Below are 21,252 nucleotides of genomic sequence, written 5' to 3' on the forward strand. Positions count from 1 at the left end.
TGCCCTAAAGCGGTTCTTTATTTAACAGTGTGTTGAATAAAGAGCTGGAGTAAGAGGTTTTAGTTACAACGAGTTATCTTTTTGTGATTATAAACTTACTATACATTAATTGTGATAAGTGTCAGTTTTTAATAACAAGTTAGTCACAAATTAGCGACCTAAATAGGTAAGGCCGAATGGCAAAATCAGCAAAAATCGAATTTGTCTGCACAGAGTGCGGCATGAACTATCAGCGCTGGCAAGGACAGTGTAAGTGCGGTGCATGGAACACGCTAGCAGAATTTAAGCCCTCAGCCGGACAGTCAAAACAAGCGGCAAGCCGTGCCGTGGTTGCAGGCTACGCAGGCGGTGTTGGCGGCGGCTCAAAAAAAATTAATGAAGTCGAAACCGCCGAAGCAGAAAAACGCTTAACCGACATTGGTGAGTTAGACCGTGTATTAAGTGGCGGTGTGACCACCGGTTCCGTAAATATTATTTCGGGCGATCCAGGGGCTGGAAAAACGACATTATTGTCAGATTTAATTGCTCGCATGTCGAAAGTGATGCCGTCACTTTATTGTACGGCAGAAGAGTCATTATCGCAGTTTAAAAACCGTGTAAACCGACTGCGTTTAGATTATAACCCTGATGAGCTTTATTTACTGTCAGAAACCAGCGTTGAAGCAATTATTGAAGAGCTTGATAAGAACAAGATTAAGTTTGCGGTGATCGATTCAATTCAAGCGGTTGTGACAGAAGCCGCTAATGGCAGCCCAGGCTCTCCTTCACAAGTTAAAAGTGCAGCACAAGCACTCACTCAATATTGTAAGCAAAATGACGTCACCATGTTCATTATTGCTCACGTAAATAAAAACAACGAAATCGCAGGCCCGCAAACCTTAGTGCATATTGTTGATGCGCTGCTGCATATTGATACCAACGATGGGCAAATTCGTACCTTACGTGCCAATAAAAACCGTTTTGGCGATATTGATACCGTCGGTATTTTTAGAATGTGTGAGCGCGGTATGCTCAGTGTTGACAACCCAAGCGAAATATTTTTATCGGGGTCAAGCACCGAATCGCCGGGATCGGCTATTACATGTATTCGTAAAGGTAATCGTAATTTATTGTTAGAGATTCAGTGCTTAACCACAGAAACCGAGGCTGAGTTTCCGCAACGAGTGTGTGTTGGCTTAAATATGAATCGTATCAAAATGCTCACAGGGATTTTGCGTAAACACACCAAGACTAAAATCTTTCATGACACGTTTTTTAATATTGTCGGTGGCCTAAAAATTGATGAGTCTGAAACCTGTATCGACTTAGCATTAGTTACGGCATTGTTGAGTAGTTTGAATGAATTTGTTGTGCCAAGAACCACCTGTATTATGGGCGAATTAAGCTTAAATGGTGACGTTAGGCCCATCGACAGTGGGGTGCCGCGAGTAAAAGAAGCCGCTCAGCATGGTTTCACTGAAATTTTTATTCCATATCGTAACTACCATAAATCAATGGAAGGATTGGGCGCAAAAATTACACCTGTTAAAACAGTGCATGAGTTACTGTCTTTAATAAACTAGTTGTAATTTGATAGACTATAAAAAACACCAATCAAAGGAAATAAAATGAAAAAGTTAGTAATTGCAGCCGTTGTTGCTGCAGCTGTAGGTGGCGTCGTTTACGCAAACTATACAGCAACACAGGAAGTGAAAAAGGTTGTTGATAAGCAACTAAGCGCTTTATCAAGCCAAAGTGGTGTAGATATCACTTACAGCGATATTTCAGCAAGCGTGTTCAGTAGCAGCATGCAGTTGTCTGGTATAAATGTGCAAAGCATTGAAGGCGATGAAACCATTGCCACTATCGACAATATTGAAGTGACGGGTTACGAAGTTGATGCGATCCCACCCCACACGGGCTTCGTGATGACAAATTTCCGCTTTAGTGATGAGTTTTTATCGCAACTTCCAGACAGTGCGAATAATAAGCTTGCCGCAACGAGTTACAACGTGAATTCATCGCTTGATTACAACAAAGAGTCAGGTGATAGCAAGTTTGCGCTTAACGTGAAGGCAAACGAAGTGGCTGATGTACGTTTTAATCTTGGTTTAGCAAATTCAACGGCGTTGATGGAAGCATCTTTATCAATCAGCCAAGCACAAAATGCTGCGAATGGGGCTGAGCTCACTTTAGAGCAACAACTACAGCAACAATCAAAAATGATGGCGGCAATGAGCCAATTAGAGCCGCGCAGTATCGAGCTTGAAATCAACGACGACGGTGAACTTAAAACTGTTGTCGAAAGCTTCTTAAAAGCGCAAGGCATGACACTTGATGACCTTGAGCAAGTTGTGGCAATGCAATTACAACAAGCTCCTGTAAGTGCGGAGTTAGACACTGCGATTAAAAACTTTGCCAGTGGTTTATCAAAATTGTCTTTATCGGCACGCCTACCTGAAGGCAAGTCGATGATGCAAATCAACCAGCAAATCATGATGCTGGTTGGTCAGCCTGAAGAGCTTGCGAAATTTATTAATTTAAAAGCCAGTGGTGAATAACCCGCTGACCGCAGCCGTGCGTTAGCTGCAATAACCTTAAAGTGTTCAACTCTCTAGTTTACTCACTTTAAGGTTATTTTTTACATGCCTTACACCCTGACTGTGTTCTAAGAACTTTTGTGCCAGCGCACGTTGAAACCCCGTTTCCGTTGAACCTAATAATTCAATCGTATCGCCACTTACAATAACCTGTAAGTTTTCAATTTTAAAATTGCGGTTATTCGTTAGTTTCTTTAAAGCCACTTGCTGTAATCGCGGTTGCGCCGAAGTACTGGTTGTTAAAACATGGGTGTTGGCACTGACTTGTGTGGCGCAAGCCAATAAAAAAAGACAGCTAAATAAGGTTACGACAACAGATAATTTGAAACGGCTCATACAATTCCCTCGCAATAATGACAGATTGAACTCTGTATGAACAATTACAAATTCTGTTCCAATTTTAGTTTGTTGATTTTTATAGGTTTTATTTTTTTGAAGAAACTGTATGTGAAGTAATTACACATAGTTCAGTAAAAAAGACACGGCAAATAACAGCGATAAAAATGCCGAGACAGGCTCGGCATTTTTATTAACAAGGCTTATTAAGCACGCACTACTTTTTCTTTTTTGGTTTTGCCTTTTTCTTCGCTTTGATCTTTGCTGGATCTTTTTTCTTTTTAGAAGGGATTTTTGCTTCTTTGTGTTGCGGCTCTATCCCTTTGATTACTCGACGCTTTAGTTTTTGTTCGATGTAACGCTCAACTTTGCCTAAAATGGCAACGTCATGCGCTTCGATAAATGAAATCGCGATTCCTTTTTTGCCTGCACGACCAGTACGTCCAATACGGTGAACGTATATGTCTGCGGTGCGAGGCATATCAAAGTTAATCACATGGCTGATATCTGCCACGTCAATACCACGGGCAGCCACATCGGTTGCTACCAATATTTTATTGCGGCCAGAATGGAAGTTCTCCATTGCTTTCATGCGTTTATCTTGTGGCATTTCACCACGTAACCAAGCAACGCGCAGTCCTTCGTTATTTAACGCACCAATTAATGATTCTAGGCGTTCACGGGTCTTAACGAACACTATCGCTTTATGGATATCATCGCCGTTTAAGATATCGACTAACATTTTAAGCTTATGGTTGTAGTCGTCGGCTAAGTGAACCCACTGGTGGATCTTTGCTTTTTCTTTACGCGACGATTCTGCTTCTAGTAGCGCAGGATCATTTAAAATACGCTCAGCGAAAAGCTCAACACTGTCACCTTCAAGTGTGGCTGAAAATAGAAAACATTGACGACGATTTCTGGCTTCATCACAAATACGCAGCATTTCTTTACGAAAGCCCATATCGAGCATGCGGTCGGCTTCGTCTAAAATAAGCATTTCGACATTTTCAGCATGGAAGTTCTCGGTTTCGAGGTATTCCATTAAGCGCCCAGGTGTCGCGATAAGAATGTCGTTATTGTTCTCAAAAATTTCTTTGTGCGTTCCATAGTTAATGCCGCCCGTCACAACACCTATTTTAAGGTGTGTTTGCTCAGCAAGCTGTTCACAATGCTCATGGATTTGATAAGCAAGCTCGCGAGTAGGAGTCATGATAAGTACGCGGGCAAAACCAGGGTCACGACGAGGGAAATCAAGCAAGTATTGAATAGCTGGGATCAAAAACGCGGCTGTTTTACCGGTACCTGTGGGTGCAGATGCCAAAATATCGCGCCCTTGTAATGCTTCAGGGATCGCTTGTTGTTGAATGCTGGTTGGCGTATCAAAACCCATTTTATTAATGGCATTTAACAGTTTGTTATCGATATCAAATTCAGAAAATTGCATAGAGTGACATAAATAGAGGACAATTGGCGTTAATTATACGCGCTATCCAGCTGTTGGTGAATGAAAAGGTGAAAAAATGTCAGGTTTTGTGTTTAAACAGTTTTCGATAGGGCAAACTCACACTGCAATGAAAGTTTCAACAGATGGGATTTTGTTGGGGGCATGGGCACATGTAAGCGATGCTGCACGAATTGTTGATATTGGCACAGGCACCGGGTTGCTTGCTTTAATGGCAAAACAACGTGCGCCGAAGGCGGTTGTTAACGCTATCGAAATAGAGGTTAACGCGTGTATTGATGCTCGCGCTAATTTTGCTAATAGCCCTTGGCCTGACATTATGCTTTATCAAGGGGCTGTGCAGTCTTTTAAAGCAGCAACCCCCTTTGATGCAATTATCACTAATCCACCTTATTTCAATGCCAGCCTTAAAGGCGATAATGCAGCACGCAATACAGCGCGCCACACCGATGGATTGAGTTTTAGCGAATTAATCAAAGCGTGTAGTGCGCTGAGTCATGCACATACTCTGCTCAATGTGATACTGCCTTGTCCTGAGGCCGAGCAATTTATTGCCATTGCAGAGCAAGAAGGCTGGTATTTAAACCACCTGTGTTTAGTTAAAACAACCGAGAAAAAAGCACCCAGTCGCAGTTTAATGTTATTTAGTCAGGTTGCAGCCCCTTTAACGACAACACATTTAACGATTCATGCAAACAGTGGCGCGTACAGTGCTGAATATAGTGCGCTATGCAAGGACTTTTATTTGAAAATGTGACGCATACCAGCCATTAATAGTCCGTTATCACTTTACTCTAAAAGGTCGTATTTGCTATTCACTGATGCTCGATTGTAGGCCATCTTCGCTTACTAATAATGTATAAGAGTGTCCATATGAGGCATGACAAATGGCAACTGATTCATCAACACGCTTACCTTCATCATTCAGTCGAGAGACTTTAATATCATCTGCGCAGTCATCAGTGTGATACCACGTACTTAATTGATTTTGATATAGGTTAACTATTTGATTCTCTATTTTTAAGCGAATGTTTTCGGTGGCAAGAAAGCGGACCGCAAAAAAGCCCTCTTTGTTACTTTGAGTCTGTTTTATGAGCGTTAAACGCAGCTTTTCTCCACTTTGCCAGGCGACAAAATGGTAAGGCTGGTCGTTGTCCACTTGATACATTTGCTCTGCGAAGTTGCTCGCTTCACTGTGATCTTCTACATAAAATGAAATACGGCGTCGTTCATTGTGAAGGTGTGTTATATCAACAGGTAATGAACCTGATGCGAGCGTGTCTACATAATATTGCGCATCACTGACTTCTCTTGCGTTACCAAACAGGTCGGTATTTGCCATGGAGTAGTCAACCTCTAAGGCGGTGGTGTTTATCAGTGTATACTTGTTCTCATACATCTGGTTGCCAAAATCATGACTTTCCTCGACTTCTAACTCATCACACCCTATAAGCAGCGTTGTTGCAAAGAGTAAAAATAGCGCATTTTTCATTGTTTATCCTTTTACTAATGAAGCTGCCGTATGGTTCCAATTCGCAAAAAATGCTTAATTATTTTGAGGGATTAAACCGGTTGCGACCTGTGTTAAAGATTGCTGATTTACGACTGCATGGATGCAGAGCAATGCAGGAGCAATCTAGGAGCAGTTACCGAGAGCAACTAAATAACGAAACCTTTGCCTTGTTTTCAACGAGGTTTTATCGCCCCAAAATAGCGCACTTAATTAAGCGAATTGGTATGGCATATTGATGCGTTGATTGTACCTCTATTTTACACTTAATTGCACGGGGGGTTGCAGCTGCATTACTTCATCAAGTTGAATTTGTTGAACATGCTCAAGCTCAAGTAAGGTGTCTAAGACTGCTTTTGTGTGCTGTTTTTCTATTTCAGCACTGCAAAAATCAATGATACTAAAACGGCGTTTTATCAATAAGCCATCGATATCAGGTAAAGGGTCTTTGGTTTCAATTAGCACGCGTGTGGCAGGGCAGGGGTCGGCATACCCAGAGCGCATTAATTTGTTTAAGTTAAATAAATTATCGTCGAGTTTACCAAGCTCTACGGCGGTTTTAGCGCTATGCGGAATAAATAATGACTCACCAAAGCGGTTTGTTTTAATCTCGCCATCTGCTTTAATTGGGGTGACTTGATTATTGTCGAAGCTGACAATATCTCCGGTAAGTAACGTATATTGACTCATTGTGTTCCCTCGCAATGTGTTGTCTTTTTCTGAGCATAGCAAAATGGTGTGTTTTACCAAGCCCTGATATAGTAATAAGGCCTTAAATTTTATGCGAGTATTTTATGTTACGACTCACAATCGCTTTATCAGCCCTTTTATTTTCTCAATTAAGCGTCGCTGCAATGAGCCCTGTCGGGCTTTGGAAAACCATTGACGAAGAAACCAATGAAGCTAAATCTTTGGTACGCATTCGTGAGCAAAACGGTGTACTTATTGGTGAAGTTGAAAAAATTCTTAACCCAGCCAAACAAGATGCAATATGTGATGCATGTAAAGGCGATAAAAAAAATAAGCCAATTTTGGGAATGGCCATTATCGATGGCGCGAAAGAAGCGGGCGATGGCAGTTGGCAAGACGGTGAAATTCTTGACCCCAACAATGGCAAAACCTACACCTTAAAGCTCACCCCTAAAGAACAGGGAAAGGTGCTTGAAGTACGCGGTTATATCGCCTTTTTCTACCGCAACCAATACTGGCAGCGTGTTGAATAGCCTGACATTAAAACGCCAAGCAATGCTTGGCGTTTTAATAAATAAATGGGTTATACAGCAACTCACTTAATTAGGGAGTGAATATTACAGGGTCTCGCTGTATTCAGTCATCACTTGCTCAACCCAATTAGCAATACGTTCATCGCTGAGTTCATATTGGCTGTCTTCATCAAGTGCCAATCCAACAAAGTGTTTACCCTCATTTGTGAGAGCTTTTGACGCTTCAAATTCATAGCTTTCATCGTTAGGCCATAGACCTAAGAAGGTAATATCTTGATGGCAAATTTCGTCGTGTAGCATACCCAAAGCATCTTGAAACCACTGGCCATAACCTTGCTGATCGCCCATGCCAAAAAGGGCCACGGTTTTACCGTTTAGATTCACCTCTTTGATGTCGTCCCAAATTGATTCCCAATCTTCTTGTAACTCACCAAAGTCCCACGTTGAAATGCCGAAGATAACGAAATCGAATTGTTCTGCATTTTTTAATGGCTCATCTTTGATATTGTGTAAGCTGACAACATCTTGCCCGATAATATCGCGAATTTTCTCTGCCGCTATTTCTGTATAGCAAGTAGTAGAACCATAAAATAAACCAATCTGCATCGTATTTATCACCGTCTATTTGCTTGATATGATAGTTACTCAAGCTGCTTTTAGTATCTATCTTCCTGTAGTTTGATACTATTTTACCGTAAGGCTTTTTTAATTGATACCTTGATAAGGATGACAATACGCGTGGCTGAAAATAATTTCACAGCTGAAAAAGTAGCAATAACGTCAAACAATGCCGAACATTTAGAGCTGTTTTTAGATATTTTGTACCTTGAGCAAGGGGTCAGTGAAAACACATTGATGGCATATCGCAGCGATCTTGATAAGTTTTGTCAGTTTTTAAAAGACAAAGATCTACTGGCTGTCAGCAGTGAAGATATTGAAGCATACTTGGCATACCGAGTTGATTTAGGGCTTAAATCACGCAGCACTGCGCGCAGCATCAGTGCGCTTAAACGTTTTTACCAATACTTTGTACGTGAAAAAGCCATTGCTGATTCGCCAATGCTGAATATTGCACAGCCAAAAGCAGGGCAGTCATTACCCAAAACTCTGTCTGAGGCTGAGGTTGAAGCACTACTCGCTGCACCTAATATTGAAGAGCCTATGGGGCTGCGCGATAAAGCGATGTTGGAGCTTTTATACGCAACGGGTCTGCGCGTCACTGAGCTGGTAGGGCTTAGGATGGAGCAAATTAACTTGCGCCAAGCAGTTGTGTTCGTTAAAGGCAAGGGAAATAAAGAGCGTTTAGTGCCGCTTGGTGAAGAAGCGATGTATTGGCTAGAGCGCTTTTTAAAAGTTGGCCGTGCGCAGATGATCAAGCATGCGACTGACTTTGTGTTCCCATCTAAGAGAGGGATTGGCATGACGCGACAAACTTTTTGGCATCGTATCAAACACTATGCTATTTTGGCATCAGTTGAATCGCCGTTATCACCGCATACGCTTCGACATGCGTTTGCAACGCATTTGCTGAATCATGGGGCTGATCTTCGTGTCGTGCAAATGATGTTAGGTCACAGTGACTTATCAACAACACAGATTTATACCCATGTAGCGAATGAGAGATTGAAGTCGGTACACGAGCAACATCATCCACGTGCTTAGTGCAAGATTTTTAAAGATGTACCGGTCTATATAATAAATGATCAGGATATAGGATAGTTATGAAAAAGTTAGTTTTAGCCACGGCACTGCTTGGTACGAGTTTAAGTGTGTTTGCAAATGGTGTGTCGACCACCGACGCTGCAGATGCGCCAATTATTGCTAAATTTGCTGAGTTAGGTGTTACGGTTAAAAAAGTAAACCCAAGCCCTGTTGCTGGCCTTAAAGAGCTAATTACTGACAAGGGGGTACTTTACGCAAGCCCTGACGGTCAATTTTTAATGCAAGGTACACTGATTGATCTTCAAAATCGTGTCAATCTCACTGAGCACGCATTAAGTGATGTACGTAAGGCGGGTGTGGCTGAATACGAAGATTCAATGATTGTTTATAAAGCAAAAAATGAAAAACATTCAATTACTGTATTCACCGATATTACATGCGGTTACTGTCGTAAATTACACCGCGAATTAGACGATTTCTTAGAAGCGGGCATCACCGTAAAATACCTTGCTTTCCCTCGCGGCGGTTTACGCGGTAAAGGTTACGAAGACTTAATGAATGTGTGGTGTGCAAAAGACCCAGCAGAAGCTCTAACTGAAGCCAAAGCCGGTGCAGAGGTTGCCAAGGTAGAAGGATGCAGTGCCCCTATTGCTGAGCATTATCAATTAGGCCAAAGCTTTGGTATGTCGGGTACACCTGCAATTATTTTAGAAGATGGAACGATGATCCCAGGTTATCAATCAGCAGCACAAATTAGCCAAGCGCTTGATGCCTTACCAAAAACATCTTCATAATCTTTTTATAAATAGGCCTGCCTTAGGTAGGCCTTTTATTCGCTTTAAGCTAACTAAAGTAATACTTCCAACATGGAAAAAATAATCCAAGTTCGTCCCCGTGTCGATGACTCATACCTTCCTCAACACTTACATCCCGTTATTAAGCAAATTTATGCCTCGCGTCAGGTAAAAGATGCCAATGAATTAGATAACAGTGCAGCGACCCTGCATGACTTTAAATTATTTAAAGACATAGACAAAGCCGTATTATTACTGCAACAGGCACTCGCAGAACAACAGCGAGTATTAATTGTCGGTGACTTCGACGCCGATGGTGCAACCAGTACGGCAACTTTAATGCAAGGCTTGGCCATGTTTGGGTTTAACAACCTTGACTATTTAGTGCCTGATAGGTTTAGCCTTGGTTATGGCTTAAGCCCCGCACTGGCGGCGCAAATTGTTGAAATGAAGCCTGAGCTGGTTATTACAGTGGATAATGGTATTTCGTGCATTGATGGCATTGCGATTGTGAAGCGCGCCGGTATTAAGGTACTGGTTACAGATCATCATTTACAAGGGGATACGCTGCCTAATGCAGATGCTATCGTGAACCCTAACCGCCATGATTGTCAGTTCCCATCTAAATCGATTGCCGGTGTAGGCGTGGCATTTTATTTATTAATTGCGCTGCGCAGCCACTTACGCGAACAAGGGGCCTTTGAGCATAGTCCAATGCCAAACCTTGCTGAGTTACTTGATATTGTCGCCCTTGGTACGGTGGCTGATGTCGTTGCGCTTGATGCTAATAATCGTACGTTGGTTCACCAAGGATTAGCACGTATTCGCAGTGGTAAAACTCGTCCGGGAATAAGCGCTTTAATTGAAGTGGCTAATCGAAATGCGGCACGTTTAAGTGCCAGTGACTTTGGCTTTTCATTGGCTCCTCGCTTAAACGCTGCAGGGCGTTTAGATGACATGAGCTTAGGCATCGCGTGCTTGTTATCAAACGACATAAATCAAGCTCGCCGTATTGCCAGTGAACTCGACAGCCTTAATCATGAGCGCCGCGAAATAGAGCAGGGCATGCAGGTTGAGGCGCAGGCCGTGCTCGATCGCCTTGCCTTTAAAACCGACGCTATCCCCGATGCGATTTGCTTGTATCAAGCTGACTGGCATCAAGGGGTAATTGGTATATTAGCGGGGCGTTTAAAAGAGAAATATCACCGGCCTACGATTATTTTTGCCGCGGGCGATAACGGTGAAATAAAAGGCTCATGTCGTTCAATTGAAGGTCTGCATATGCGTGACTTACTTGAACGAGTGAATACTCTACACCCACACTTAATCAGTAAGTTTGGGGGGCATGCAATGGCAGCCGGCTTGAGCATTAATGAGCAGAGTTTTCCCGAGTTTAAAGCTGTGTTTGAGCGTATGGTCACCGACACACTGACCGATGAGCATAAACAAAGTATTTTGTTGACCGACGGCGAGTTGCCAAATGAGTGTTTTTCGATGGAGTTTGCCAACCTGTTAAAAAATGCAGGGCCATGGGGACAGCAATTTCCCGAGCCGGTATTCGAGCACCTATTCGAGATTATTCAACAACGTATTGTAGGTGAAAAGCACTTAAAACTCGTGTTAAAGCATCAATCTGGACGTTTGGTTGATGGTATTGCATTTGGTGTCGATGTGCGTGCCTGGCCCGATACCGAAGCACGCTATGTTAAAGCTGCCTACCAACTCGATATAAATGAATTCCGTGGCAAATTCTCGTTACAACTGATTATTCGAGAGCTACAAAAAGCGACATAAAAATATCGCTATAATCGACATAAAAGGCTAATAAAACGCTCGGTTTTTTGTTAAAATCGGGCGTTTTTAATATTTGTAGATATTTTACCGTAATTCATCTTGAGAGCTGTGCGCGGTAAATCAGCCATTTTGGAGTAATGTACATGTTTGAAGTGAATCCTGTGATTAATCAAATCAAGGAAATTCGCGAACGTACTGAACTGCTTCGGGGGTACCTTTGACTACCCTCTTAAAAAAGAGCGGTTAGAAGAAGTTAACGCAGAACTTGAAGATTCAGCAGTGTGGAATGAGCCTGAGCGTGCTCAAGCCCTTGGCCGTGAAAAGTCGGCATTAGAAGCTATCGTTGAGACCATTGATAATTTAGTGGCCGGTACTGAAGATGTTGAAGGCTTAGTTGAACTTGCTGTTGAAGCCGAAGATGAGGAAACCTTTGCTGAAGCCGAGGCTGAATTAGCCGATTTAAATGCGCAACTAGAAAAGCTTGAGTTCCGTCGTATGTTCTCAGGTGCCCATGACCAAAACGACGCGTACTTAGATTTACAATCGGGTTCTGGCGGTACTGAAGCGCAAGACTGGTGTAATATGCTACTGCGCATGTATTTACGTTGGGGTGAAGCGAAAGGCTTTAAAGTTGAGCTTGTTGAAGCAACCGACGGTGATGTGGCTGGTATTAAAGGGGCGACAGTTCGCTTTGTTGGCGAATATGCATATGGCTGGTTACGAACTGAAACGGGTGTGCACCGTTTAGTGCGTAAAAGCCCGTTTGATTCAAGCGGTCGTCGTCATACCTCGTTTGCGTCTGCTTTCGTGTACCCAGAAATTGACGATAATATTGAAATTGATATTAACCCCGCCGACTTACGTATTGACGTATATCGCGCGTCGGGTGCGGGTGGTCAGCACGTAAATACCACCGAATCAGCAGTACGTATTACGCATTTACCAACCAATACGGTTGTGCAGTGCCAAAATGAGCGTTCGCAGCATAAAAATAAAGACCAAGCAATGAAGCAGTTAAAAGCGAAATTGTTTGAGCTTGAGTTGCAAAAACAAAATGCCGAGAAGCAAAGCCAAGAAGATGCAAAATCAGACATTGGCTGGGGAAGTCAAATTCGTTCATACGTGCTTGATGACTCGCGCATTAAAGACTTACGAACGGGCGTTGAAAACCGCAATACTCAAGCGGTTCTTGACGGCGATTTAGATAAATTTATTGAAGCCAGCCTTAAATCTGGCCTATAACCACCAAGCTAAAAAAGAGCTAAAAAATGACTGATCAAATCCAAGACGAAAATAAGTTAATCGCTGAGCGTCGCGGCAAATTAGACGCTATTCGCGAAAATTGCCCAGCCAACGGTCATCCAAACCAATTCCGTCGTGAACATTACACGGCTGATTTGCAAGCTGAGTTTGGTGATAAATCGAAAGAAGAATTAGTTGCTGAGCAACATGTAGTTTCAGTAGCAGGTCGTATCCTTGCTAAACGTGGTCCTTTCCTTGCGTTACAAGACATGAAAGGTCAAATTCAAGCATACGCATCAAAAGACGTACAAAAAGAATTAAAAGCAAAATACGGCCAACTTGATATCGGTGACATCATCGGTGTTAAAGGTGCGCTAAATAAATCAGGCAAAGGCGATTTATACGTCGAAATGACTGAGTATGAGCTACTGACTAAGTCACTGCGTCCATTACCAGAGAAATTTCATGGTCTATCAGACCAAGAAACAAAATACCGTCAACGTTATGTTGATTTAATCACCAATGAAGCGACGCGTGAGACATTCCGTATTCGTTCAAAAGTGGTAGAAGGTATTCGTCGTTTCTTAGCAGACCGTGATTTCATGGAAGTTGAAACGCCTATGCTACAGGTTATCCCTGGTGGTGCGTCTGCACGCCCATTCGTAACGCATCACAATGCACTTGATATCGATATGTATTTACGTATTGCGCCAGAGCTTTACTTAAAACGTTTAGTTGTGGGTGGCTTTGAGCGTGTATTCGAAATCAACCGTAACTTCCGTAACGAAGGTTTATCGACGCGTCATAATCCAGAATTCACGATGATTGAGTTCTACCAAGCATACGCTGATTACATCGACTTAATGAACATCACTGAAGATATGCTACGTACAGTTGCAACAGATGTATTGGGTTCACCAATCGTTGTTAACACAACGAAAAACGAGCATGGCGACGTAGTTGACTCTGTAGAGTATGACTTTGGTAAGCCTTTCGCACGTTTAACAATGAGCGAAGCTATCCTTAAGTACAACCCTGACTTTGATGCGGCTGTATTTAATGACCCAGAAAATCATTTTGAAGAGCTTAAAGCGTATGCGAAGCAAGTTCACGTTAAAGTACCTGAAAACTGTGTATGGGGCCCAGGTAAGTTCTTGTGTGAAATCTTCGAAGAGACTGCAGAGCATAAGTTAATTCAACCTACATTTATTACGGCATACCCTTGGGAAGTGTCGCCACTGGCTCGTCGTAACGATGAAAACCCATTTGTTACTGACCGTTTTGAGTTCTTTGTAGGGGGTCGTGAGCTTGCAAATGGTTTCTCTGAGCTAAATGATGCACAAGACCAAGCAGAACGTTTCTCTCGTCAAGTTGAAGAGAAAGACGCGGGTGATGATGAAGCAATGCACTACGACGAAGACTACATTCGTGCATTAGAGTACGGCTTACCGCCAACAGCAGGCGAGGGCATTGGTATTGACCGTTTGGTGATGTTATTTACAGACTCATCAACGATTAAAGACGTCATTTTATTCCCTCATATGCGTCCGCAAGCTGATTAATCAGTACTAATCAGTACTAATCAGTACTAAGACTCTAATAAACGCCGCTTTTTAGCGGCGTTTTTATTATCGGAAATTTCTGATTTTAAACGTTGAGTTCTGTAACTACTGATTTGTAATTAATTGATAAAAAAAGAAATACTGATTAAGTCTGCGTTGTTGTTGTAGTAAAAATGTTAAACATCGCCTTTTGTTCGTAATTACAGTGGTGTTTTTTTAATACGAGTATGAGAACATTGTACAAATGTCGTTCAACGTATTAGTGGACTTAATTATAATGACAAAAAAGCCTGTGCAGTTGCAGACAGACACCAGTAAAAGCGATGAGCAACGTGAAGCTTTTTATCGTGCCTGCATCGCCGAGTTTCAACAACTAGGCTATCAGGATCAATATTTAGCAGAAATAACCGATGAGCATATCCCATTAGCGGGCATCGATTCGTTCAGACAAAAAGCAAAACCGGTCAAAGGCTGAGCAAAAGTTTGTTGTTTTTACCCGTAGTGGACAATCTATAACCATCTGTGCGATTTTCCTTGAAAAGTGTTTGACATATTTTCTGAAATCTTTATTATACGCCCCACAAGACGGAGAGGTGGCCGAGTGGCCGAAGGCGCTCCCCTGCTAAGGGAGTATAGGGTTTGTAGCTCTATCGAGGGTTCGAATCCCTCCTTCTCCACCATTTTTTAAATGGTTATCTTGTAAAGTAAAGAATGGGCGCATAGCTCAGCTGGATAGAGTACCTGGCTACGAACCAGGCGGTCGGAGGTTCGAATCCTCCTGCGCCCACCATCCTTTACTAACATCAAAATGTGGGCGCATAGCTCAGCTGGATAGAGTACCTGGCTACGAACCAGGCGGTCGGAGGTTCGAATCCTCCTGCGCCCACCACTTTCTATACATTCATACAGCAATGTAAGAAAGCATAAACCGACAAATTGTCGGTTTTTTTGTGTTTAAACGACACCGTCATTGCAAGACGTAAATAAGCAGAAATATTGCGGACGCGTAGCTCAGCTGGATAGAGTACCTGGCTACGAACCAGGCGGTCGGAGGTTCGAATCCTCCCGCGTCCGCCACTTTCACTCTGAAAGTGACATAAACCGACGAAAGTCGGTTTTTTTGTGCCCGAAATCCGCAGCTGCGGTATCATACCATTGTGCAAAAATACTTAATTATTTTGAGTGATTAAACCAGTCGCTACCTGCGTTAAAAATTTCTGAACTAATAGGAATTGCTGGCAGTAAGTTAAGTGATAAGAACAAGCGCCAGCAAATAACTCGCATTACTGACGACTTTTTCCTCGACCGCATCAAAGATAACAGTGTATCGCTTTACCGTGACCTAATCACTAACTTGCAAAAGTACACAGAGCAGGTTCTCTAAAAGAGTAAACTGACGTTGAATCTAAGCGTACGTGGCTCTATGGGGTGGTAGTGATTATCTTCTACTCCCTCTGCGGGCTCAGTCGGTAAGCGTGATGCATAATAGTAATCGATATCATGATCACTGCTATCGAATAGATTAAGTAGCTCTAAGCCGACTTTCCAGTGAGTATGTTGGTAACTAACTAAACCGTTAACGACGGTCAAAGGCTCTGAACGTTGACTGCCATCATCATTGAGCATGCGTTTACCTATATGGCGAAGACGCAACGATGTTTGCCATTGCTCTGTTATGTGCCAGTTTACCCCAGCACTGGCAACTACTGGCACAGCCCCTTCAATGCGGTCGTTCTGGCTATCTATGTCTAGGCGTGAATGTGTAAACGATGCTTCAGCATCAAGGCTAAGTGTCTCGGCTAGCCAATAGTAAGCGCTTAGTTCTAATCCGTAACGTGTTGATGCATCACTGGCTTCAGTATTGCCTGCATCACCAACAAAGAGGAGTTCTGAGTCAAGTGAAAGCCACCACAGTGCCGCTGAAAAGTTAAAGTGCTTTTCATCAAAGTAGCGCATGCCCAACTCAGCACCATTACTTTTAACCAGCAAATCAACGGTATCCGTGGCTGCAAGGGTTAAAGGGTCTTGTTGAATTGTTGCGCCGCGTGCATCGTTAGAATGAAACGATTGCCCCCAGTTGGCATAACCCGCTACGTTCTCGTTGAATAAATAAGTTAGGCTTGCTTTGAAACCGAGTAAATCGTCATTTGCATCGCCTGAATTTAAGTGATTATCGCTGTTAACGCTCGCATCAATATAGTCATAGCGTACGCCTACAGTGGCCTCTAATTGAGGGCTCATAGTAAGTTGGGTTTGCCAATAAGCAGCATAACTTGTTTCGTCAACACGGTCTTCACGTACGGTTGATAAGTAATTTCTCGACTGTGTGTTATACAGTCCTACGTTATCAATGTTATCGTTACGAAGTTCAACACCTACATCATGATTCAGTAAAATAGAGCCTAAAACATCCGAAAATTGATAACTGATTGCCCCGCCAGACACCGTACGATTATCACGTTGATTAAATTGGTCGCCATTAACAGGATCATTAAGAAAATACGAGAAATTAGAATACAAGTTCAGTTTGTAATCAATTACATAGGCATTAGCTGTGAGGTGTTCGTTTTGCCAATTAGCCGATAAGCTATAGCGACTAGAGCTGCCACCTAATGTGGTGTCCAAAGAGCCCAGCGATGAAATGATACCTTGATCAACGGCGCGTTGCGGAATTTGGTCAGCCGAATTCCACGTATTATCATATGCCATAGCACTGATGGATAGGTTACCGTGCTTAGACTCATTAACGAAACGAAGGAGGGCGTTCTTTTTATTTACACTTTCTTTAATGTCTTGCCATGGCCCGTCGTAACCTTGCCATTCTGTGGCGCCAATAAGTTTACTATTACCAAGTGGAATGCTGCCTAAAGCAACCGCGCGTAAATAGTTATCCTCACCAATAGTGAAATCTAACTGTTGATGCTTTGGGTTATCTGTCAGGTGAAAGTAGGCGCTGCCCGCAGTTGAAAAGTCACCTTGCTTTGCATCGTAACTGCCTTTTTGATAACTGACTGTGGCAATCGTTTCGGGAATAATAAAGTTCAAGTCTGTATAGCCTTGACCATGTCCATGGCTGCGCATATTGATTGGCATACCATCAATATTGGTTGAAAAGTCTGTACCATGGTCAAGGTTAAAACCACGAATAAAGTATTGATTTGCTTTACCTGAACCACTGTGTTGAGTAACGGCCATACCAGGGATTAACTCAAGTAGCTCTGTGCTTCTGAGCATGGGTCTATTTTCAATCTCACCTTGGCCAATAATGCCACTTGAGGCGCTGATTGATTCACCGATTAAGCCAGTGCGGTGGCCATATACGGTAATTTTTTCAATATTAGCAAATGCGCCACCAGAACAGCTTAGACAGCCCGCAATAAAGCATAACTTTTTCATTTTATAAATCCCTTTTCTATTTGGTATTAAAAGTATATACGCGTAAGTCATTTTTTTGGATGCAGAATAGATGAATCGTAATAAAGCTGAGTTAATTTGCTTCATGGGAAATTTGTGTTAAATTTAATAAAATATTCTAAAAATAAAAATAAGTGGGAATTTTATTTTATGCACACCATGCGTTTACGCTCTCTCAATTTTACGCTGTGTAGTAGCCTTTTTCTGTTAGTTGGCTGTCACGCGAATAACCCCGTGGACACAATGACTGACGAGCAGTTTTTTGCCGAAGTGATGATGGCACCTGCAATCATGCCACGTGATTTAAATAATACCGGTTGTTTAAGTCTCGCTAATAATGGGACTGGAAAAGGCTATAAAAGTGCTGACCAAGTGGCTTATCAGCAACCTGATTGGCAGTCTCGAATTGCCGCGGATTGGCAATATTTTTCTCCGTCTCAACAGCAAGGAAAATTGCTTGTTATTGATTATCAGGTAAAAGGCGGGGCACTTGCTTACCGTTACTTAAGTGATGGCACGCACAATGAGCTTTATGAGCCGTGGAGCTCATCAAAGATTCAAGCCTTCACAGGTGCTGTCGCTACCGTGAGAAAAGAGCAGCCTAAATTAGGTGCGCACGCACTGGCTGGTGATACTCCCTTGGCTGATTTAATTAGTAGCGTAAATAGCTATGAGCCATTTGGAAAAGCGGATGGCAATTCAAATGCAATCGCGAGTTATTTTATTAATGTTGCTGGGCGCAATACATTACAAAGCTTCTTTTATAATGACTGGTTAAAGCTCGAAACCCCTGGTTTATTATTTAATGGTGCCTATGGCGGTGAGCAGTTTATGCCATCTGATGAATATTGGCATGACCCTGCACACCCAGAACATGATGCAAAGATCAGCCATTACAAAGCAAATCGTGATGATCCTGGTTATTTAAGTTACCGTTGTGATAACTGCGGTTTAACGGGTAATAAGGCAATGACTACCTTGGCACAAGCTGAATGGTTAAAACGCCTTGTTAGTCACGACCGTGAACCCAGTACCCGTATGCCGTATTTGCAAAGTAGCGATGTAGATGTACTCCTTAATGGCACAGGTCATAGCGAACAACAGGCTGGCGGAGGTGGTATGATGATTGGCATCAGTCATCTTGTGACTAATGCACTTGCAAAAGCGATTGCACCCAATGATACACGCTCGGCAAAAGAAGTACTTGATACCGCGACAAATGGGCAGTGGCGAGTGTGGCAAAAAATCGGCTGGGGCCCAAGTGAAACTCGCTCTACGACCGAAACGGTTATGCTCGCTCATGTTTGCTTGGGGCAAATTAATGGCGGTCGCGAGTTTACCTTGAGTATTCAGCAAGCAATCCCTGGTGCAGAGGAAGCCCACTTGCCAAAAGTCGGCAAGCTAATGCAGCAAAATTTGCAGGCAGCTTTTACAAAACTATTAGATTCACGCGCTCAATAAGTATTAAGGAACACACATGCGTCGTTCAATTATCGCTTTATCAATTAGCCTAGGTGTTGCCTTTAGCTCACCTATGCATGCCGAAGGGTGGCAGTCAGATGTGATAGCCGTCACTCAGTCACAGTTGTCACCTAGTTATTGGTTGCAGCAAGGCGCATCAGCAAAAATGCTCATGACAAATGCGCAAATTCAGGCGTTTAACGATAAGTTAATCAAAGAAAATAAGTACATTGTTGATCCACTGTCATTTCAAAAATCGCTGTCTAAAGCCGAACTCACTAGCTTAATTAATCAAGCCAGCTCAGTGCCAAAAAGCCCGCGCTTTTTTACTGACGGACGTCAATTAACAGCGAAAGATTTTGCTAAATATCAGGAAAATTTAAATATTAATAAGGTCGCGAGTACTAACTTAGTTCGCTTTGGTGTGGTGGTGAAGCGTACGTCATTACGGACCTTTCCAACGTGGGATCGGGTGCTCAACAGTGGCTTAGATCACGACCTAGATCGCTTTCAAGAAAGTGGCATGTTTCCGGGAGAGACTGTCGCTGTCTTGCATCAAAGCGCGGATAAAAAGTGGCTTTTAGTGCGTGCTTATAACTATTTAGCGTGGACACCCGCTGAGGATATTGCTTTTGCCGATGCTGATAAAATTAAAGCGTACCGTGACCAAGAAAACTTTTTAGTCATCACTGGCGCTAAAGTGCACACTGCTTATGTGCCTAATGATGATGCACGCTCAGAAGTTCAGCTTGATATGGGAGTGCGTTTACCCCTTGTTGATAACGAGCAAGTTCCTTACTTACTGAATGGGCAAAATACCTATGCCAGCCATATTGTGCAATTACCAACGCGCGATGAAAATGGCCAATTAGCCATAAAGCCAGCAATGATCAGTAAAACCGCAGATGTAAATATCGGTTACCTCGCCTACACCGAACAAAACCTGATTAAGCAAGGCTTTAAGTTTTTAGGTGAGCGGTATGGATGGGGGCACGATTACAATGGCCGAGATTGCACTGGTTTTGTGGGTGAAATTTATAAAAGTTTTGGTTTACTCATGCCACGTAACTCCGGTCAGCAAGGGAGCAGTGAGTACGGTAAAAATAGCCGCTTTGATAAAAATGCCAATGAAGCGTCTAAATTATCCATTGTTAAGAATATGGCAATTGGTGATTTAATTTATATTCCAGGTCATGTGATGATGTATTTAGGTGAACACCAAGGTGAGCCGTACGTAATTCACGACGTGAAAGGGCTTGGCTACAACAAAGGCGATGGTAGTTTTTACAGCAGTGCTCTAAATGGGGTATCGGTTACTCCATTATTGCCGTTAAGGCTCTCGCAAGAAACAAGCTATTTAGACCGTGTGTATAACATTAAACGTATTCGCTAGAGGCCTGTATGAAAATTAAAGCAATTCGTTTTGCAAAGCTCAAAGTGCCATTAGTGACCCCATTCAAAACGGCGTTGAGAGAAGTTAGTTTTATAGAAGATTTAGTGGTGATCATCGAGACTCACTGCGGCCAGATTGGTTATGGTTCAGCAGCATCAACCCCAGTTATTACAGGGGATACTCACCAAGGCATGATAAGCGTTATTAAGCAGTTTATTGCGCCGAAATTATTGGGCCTAGAAATAGAAAATATTAATCAGCTCACCCATATTATACAAACGACAGTAGTCGGTAATAGTAGCGCAAAAGCGGCGCTAGAAATTGCTGTTTATGATTTATGGGGCAAGCTTTATAAAGCGCCATTGTATAAATTACTCGGTGGCGGGCAGTCAGAGCTTAAAACAGATATCACTATCAGTGTTGATAATATCGATAAGATGCTCAGCGACTGCCAGCTCGCAGTTGATCAAGGTTTCGATGTATTAAAAGTTAAAATCGGCAATAACCTGAACCAAGACATTGAGCGTGTTAAAGCAATTTATGCGGGCTTTGCAAGCAAAGCACTCTTGCGTCTTGATGTTAATCAAGGCTGGAGTGCTAAGCAAACAGTGCAGGCACTTCAGCAACTAGAACACGCCGGAGTCGTGCTTGAGCTTGTAGAGCAGCCTGTTAAAAGTAACGACATATATGGACGCTCCCTTGAAGTCAAGACGAGCTAATGTATAAACATCAAAATTGATGCCTTTATTTTATTATCATGTATCTCATATCACAGTAATGATGCGTCACAAGCTTGCTGAAAAGCAAAGGTACTGACATA

The 21,252-nt window shown here is 42.6% G+C and carries 19 protein-coding genes and 4 tRNA genes; 17 read left to right on the plus strand and 6 right to left on the minus strand.

The annotated features are described in order from the left end of the window. Positions 1 to 176: 176 nt before the first annotated feature. Positions 177 to 1,562 carry a DNA repair protein RadA gene (radA, locus tag JIG41_RS02265; protein WP_036970582.1) on the plus strand — a complete coding sequence of 462 codons (1,386 nt, stop codon included), beginning with the start codon at positions 177 to 179 and terminating at the stop codon, positions 1,560 to 1,562. Between the two features lie 45 nt (positions 1,563 to 1,607). Then, positions 1,608 to 2,540 (plus strand): hypothetical protein, encoded by a 933-nt coding sequence (locus JIG41_RS02270; protein WP_036970580.1) that lies wholly within the window; start codon positions 1,608 to 1,610, stop codon positions 2,538 to 2,540. 45 nt (positions 2,541 to 2,585) lie between these two features. Here JIG41_RS02270 and JIG41_RS02275 read toward each other — a convergent pair whose 3' ends face one another. Beyond that, a complete protein-coding gene (locus tag JIG41_RS02275) occupies positions 2,586 to 2,915 on the minus strand; it encodes a BON domain-containing protein (RefSeq protein WP_065978441.1) in 330 nt (109 codons plus the stop codon). 217 nt (positions 2,916 to 3,132) lie between these two features. Continuing rightward, positions 3,133 to 4,359: an ATP-dependent RNA helicase SrmB gene (srmB, locus tag JIG41_RS02280; protein ID WP_036970576.1), complete on the minus strand. Its 1,227-nt coding sequence runs from the start codon at positions 4,357 to 4,359 to the stop codon at positions 3,133 to 3,135. Between the two features lie 76 nt (positions 4,360 to 4,435). Between srmB and JIG41_RS02285 the strand changes: the two genes are divergently transcribed. Further along, positions 4,436 to 5,134 carry a tRNA1(Val) (adenine(37)-N6)-methyltransferase gene (locus tag JIG41_RS02285; protein WP_118844054.1) on the plus strand — a complete coding sequence of 233 codons (699 nt, stop codon included), beginning with the start codon at positions 4,436 to 4,438 and terminating at the stop codon, positions 5,132 to 5,134. Between the two features lie 54 nt (positions 5,135 to 5,188). Here the strand turns inward: JIG41_RS02285 and JIG41_RS02290 are convergent, their stop codons facing one another. Both JIG41_RS02290 and JIG41_RS02295 read right to left on the minus strand, forming a co-directional pair. Further along, a complete protein-coding gene (locus JIG41_RS02290) occupies positions 5,189 to 5,869 on the minus strand; it encodes a hypothetical protein (RefSeq protein ID WP_199524204.1) in 681 nt (226 codons plus the stop codon). Positions 5,870 to 6,142: 273 nt separating this feature from the next. After that, complete coding sequence (locus JIG41_RS02295; RefSeq protein ID WP_180311394.1) at positions 6,143 to 6,577, minus strand: hypothetical protein; 435 nt, start codon at positions 6,575 to 6,577, stop codon at positions 6,143 to 6,145. Positions 6,578 to 6,681: 104 nt separating this feature from the next. Between JIG41_RS02295 and JIG41_RS02300 the strand changes: the two genes are divergently transcribed. After that, the gene (locus JIG41_RS02300) at positions 6,682 to 7,110 is read left to right on the plus strand and encodes a DUF2147 domain-containing protein (RefSeq protein ID WP_036970567.1); all 429 of its coding nucleotides are present in this window, start codon (positions 6,682 to 6,684) and stop codon (positions 7,108 to 7,110) included. An 84-nt stretch (positions 7,111 to 7,194) separates the two neighbouring features. Here the strand turns inward: JIG41_RS02300 and fldB are convergent, their stop codons facing one another. Beyond that, on the minus strand, positions 7,195 to 7,716 hold the full coding sequence (gene fldB, locus JIG41_RS02305; protein ID WP_036970565.1) for a flavodoxin FldB: 522 nt from the start codon (positions 7,714 to 7,716) through the stop codon (positions 7,195 to 7,197). Between the two features lie 168 nt (positions 7,717 to 7,884). On the opposite strand from fldB, the gene xerD reads away from it, so the two are divergent. The 10 genes from xerD to JIG41_RS02355 all read left to right on the plus strand — a co-directional run bounded on the left by xerD (position 7,885) and on the right by JIG41_RS02355 (position 15,241). Continuing rightward, entirely contained in the window at positions 7,885 to 8,772 is an 888-nt protein-coding gene (xerD, locus tag JIG41_RS02310) for a site-specific tyrosine recombinase XerD (RefSeq protein ID WP_371915641.1), read from the plus strand. A 59-nt stretch (positions 8,773 to 8,831) separates the two neighbouring features. Next, positions 8,832 to 9,566 (plus strand): bifunctional protein-disulfide isomerase/oxidoreductase DsbC, encoded by a 735-nt coding sequence (dsbC, locus tag JIG41_RS02315; RefSeq protein WP_036970561.1) that lies wholly within the window; start codon positions 8,832 to 8,834, stop codon positions 9,564 to 9,566. Positions 9,567 to 9,638: 72 nt separating this feature from the next. Continuing rightward, complete coding sequence (gene recJ / locus JIG41_RS02320) at positions 9,639 to 11,360, plus strand: single-stranded-DNA-specific exonuclease RecJ (RefSeq protein ID WP_036970559.1); 1,722 nt, start codon at positions 9,639 to 9,641, stop codon at positions 11,358 to 11,360. A gap of 143 nt (positions 11,361 to 11,503) precedes the next feature. Further along, a protein-coding gene (gene prfB, locus JIG41_RS02325) for a peptide chain release factor 2 (RefSeq protein ID WP_118844059.1) occupies positions 11,504 to 12,602 on the plus strand; the annotation gives its coding sequence in 2 pieces (ribosomal slippage) (positions 11,504 to 11,578 and positions 11,580 to 12,602; 1,098 coding nt in all). A gap of 26 nt (positions 12,603 to 12,628) precedes the next feature. Then, positions 12,629 to 14,164 carry a lysine--tRNA ligase gene (lysS, locus tag JIG41_RS02330; RefSeq protein WP_036970557.1) on the plus strand — a complete coding sequence of 512 codons (1,536 nt, stop codon included), beginning with the start codon at positions 12,629 to 12,631 and terminating at the stop codon, positions 14,162 to 14,164. Positions 14,165 to 14,441: 277 nt separating this feature from the next. Continuing rightward, positions 14,442 to 14,639 carry a hypothetical protein gene (locus JIG41_RS02335; protein ID WP_036971722.1) on the plus strand — a complete coding sequence of 66 codons (198 nt, stop codon included), beginning with the start codon at positions 14,442 to 14,444 and terminating at the stop codon, positions 14,637 to 14,639. A gap of 112 nt (positions 14,640 to 14,751) precedes the next feature. Further along, positions 14,752 to 14,844: transfer RNA gene (locus tag JIG41_RS02340), tRNA-Ser, on the plus strand. A gap of 33 nt (positions 14,845 to 14,877) precedes the next feature. After that, positions 14,878 to 14,954 (plus strand) — tRNA-Arg (locus JIG41_RS02345). Between the two features lie 22 nt (positions 14,955 to 14,976). After that, positions 14,977 to 15,053 (plus strand) — tRNA-Arg (locus JIG41_RS02350). A gap of 111 nt (positions 15,054 to 15,164) precedes the next feature. After that, positions 15,165 to 15,241 (plus strand) — tRNA-Arg (locus tag JIG41_RS02355). A gap of 303 nt (positions 15,242 to 15,544) precedes the next feature. Here the strand turns inward: JIG41_RS02355 and JIG41_RS02360 are convergent. After that, positions 15,545 to 17,560, minus strand: coding sequence for a TonB-dependent receptor (locus JIG41_RS02360; protein ID WP_065978433.1), 2,016 nt, complete (start codon positions 17,558 to 17,560; stop codon positions 15,545 to 15,547). 168 nt (positions 17,561 to 17,728) lie between these two features. Between JIG41_RS02360 and JIG41_RS02365 the strand changes: the two genes are divergently transcribed. Genes JIG41_RS02365 through JIG41_RS02375 form a run of 3 tightly spaced genes read left to right on the plus strand, consistent with a single transcriptional unit; the run spans position 17,729 to position 21,151 of the window. Continuing rightward, on the plus strand, positions 17,729 to 19,039 hold the full coding sequence (locus JIG41_RS02365) for a hypothetical protein (RefSeq protein WP_199524205.1): 1,311 nt from the start codon (positions 17,729 to 17,731) through the stop codon (positions 19,037 to 19,039). A 16-nt stretch (positions 19,040 to 19,055) separates the two neighbouring features. Continuing rightward, complete coding sequence (locus JIG41_RS02370; RefSeq protein WP_199524206.1) at positions 19,056 to 20,432, plus strand: SH3 domain-containing protein; 1,377 nt, start codon at positions 19,056 to 19,058, stop codon at positions 20,430 to 20,432. Between the two features lie 8 nt (positions 20,433 to 20,440). Continuing rightward, entirely contained in the window at positions 20,441 to 21,151 is a 711-nt protein-coding gene (locus JIG41_RS02375; protein ID WP_249406594.1) for an enolase C-terminal domain-like protein, read from the plus strand. Positions 21,152 to 21,252 lie beyond the last annotated feature (101 nt).

Origin of the sequence: Pseudoalteromonas sp. bablab_jr011, assembly GCF_016464045.1 — a bacterium.
GTDB classification, from domain to species: Bacteria; Pseudomonadota; Gammaproteobacteria; order Enterobacterales; family Alteromonadaceae; genus Pseudoalteromonas; species Pseudoalteromonas lipolytica.

Excerpts from the sequence above, each read along its gene's own strand:
- recJ (WP_036970559.1), top strand. The coding sequence starts at position 9,639 with ATGGAAAAAATAATCCAAGTTCGTCCCCGTGTCGATGACTCATACCTT.
- JIG41_RS02290 (WP_199524204.1), bottom strand. The coding sequence starts at position 5,869 with ATGAAAAATGCGCTATTTTTACTCTTTGCAACAACGCTGCTTATAGGG.
- srmB (WP_036970576.1), bottom strand. The coding sequence starts at position 4,359 with ATGCAATTTTCTGAATTTGATATCGATAACAAACTGTTAAATGCCATT.
- JIG41_RS02375 (WP_249406594.1), top strand. The coding sequence starts at position 20,441 with ATGAAAATTAAAGCAATTCGTTTTGCAAAGCTCAAAGTGCCATTAGTG.
- fldB (WP_036970565.1), bottom strand. The coding sequence starts at position 7,716 with ATGCAGATTGGTTTATTTTATGGTTCTACTACTTGCTATACAGAAATA.
- lysS (WP_036970557.1), top strand. The coding sequence starts at position 12,629 with ATGACTGATCAAATCCAAGACGAAAATAAGTTAATCGCTGAGCGTCGC.
- JIG41_RS02270 (WP_036970580.1), top strand. The coding sequence starts at position 1,608 with ATGAAAAAGTTAGTAATTGCAGCCGTTGTTGCTGCAGCTGTAGGTGGC.
- JIG41_RS02275 (WP_065978441.1), bottom strand. The coding sequence starts at position 2,915 with ATGAGCCGTTTCAAATTATCTGTTGTCGTAACCTTATTTAGCTGTCTT.
- dsbC (WP_036970561.1), top strand. The coding sequence starts at position 8,832 with ATGAAAAAGTTAGTTTTAGCCACGGCACTGCTTGGTACGAGTTTAAGT.
- JIG41_RS02365 (WP_199524205.1), top strand. The coding sequence starts at position 17,729 with ATGCACACCATGCGTTTACGCTCTCTCAATTTTACGCTGTGTAGTAGC.
- JIG41_RS02285 (WP_118844054.1), top strand. The coding sequence starts at position 4,436 with ATGTCAGGTTTTGTGTTTAAACAGTTTTCGATAGGGCAAACTCACACT.
- JIG41_RS02360 (WP_065978433.1), bottom strand. The coding sequence starts at position 17,560 with ATGAAAAAGTTATGCTTTATTGCGGGCTGTCTAAGCTGTTCTGGTGGC.
- radA (WP_036970582.1), top strand. The coding sequence starts at position 177 with ATGGCAAAATCAGCAAAAATCGAATTTGTCTGCACAGAGTGCGGCATG.
- JIG41_RS02335 (WP_036971722.1), top strand. The coding sequence starts at position 14,442 with ATGACAAAAAAGCCTGTGCAGTTGCAGACAGACACCAGTAAAAGCGAT.
- JIG41_RS02370 (WP_199524206.1), top strand. The coding sequence starts at position 19,056 with ATGCGTCGTTCAATTATCGCTTTATCAATTAGCCTAGGTGTTGCCTTT.
- JIG41_RS02300 (WP_036970567.1), top strand. The coding sequence starts at position 6,682 with ATGTTACGACTCACAATCGCTTTATCAGCCCTTTTATTTTCTCAATTA.
- JIG41_RS02295 (WP_180311394.1), bottom strand. The coding sequence starts at position 6,577 with ATGAGTCAATATACGTTACTTACCGGAGATATTGTCAGCTTCGACAAT.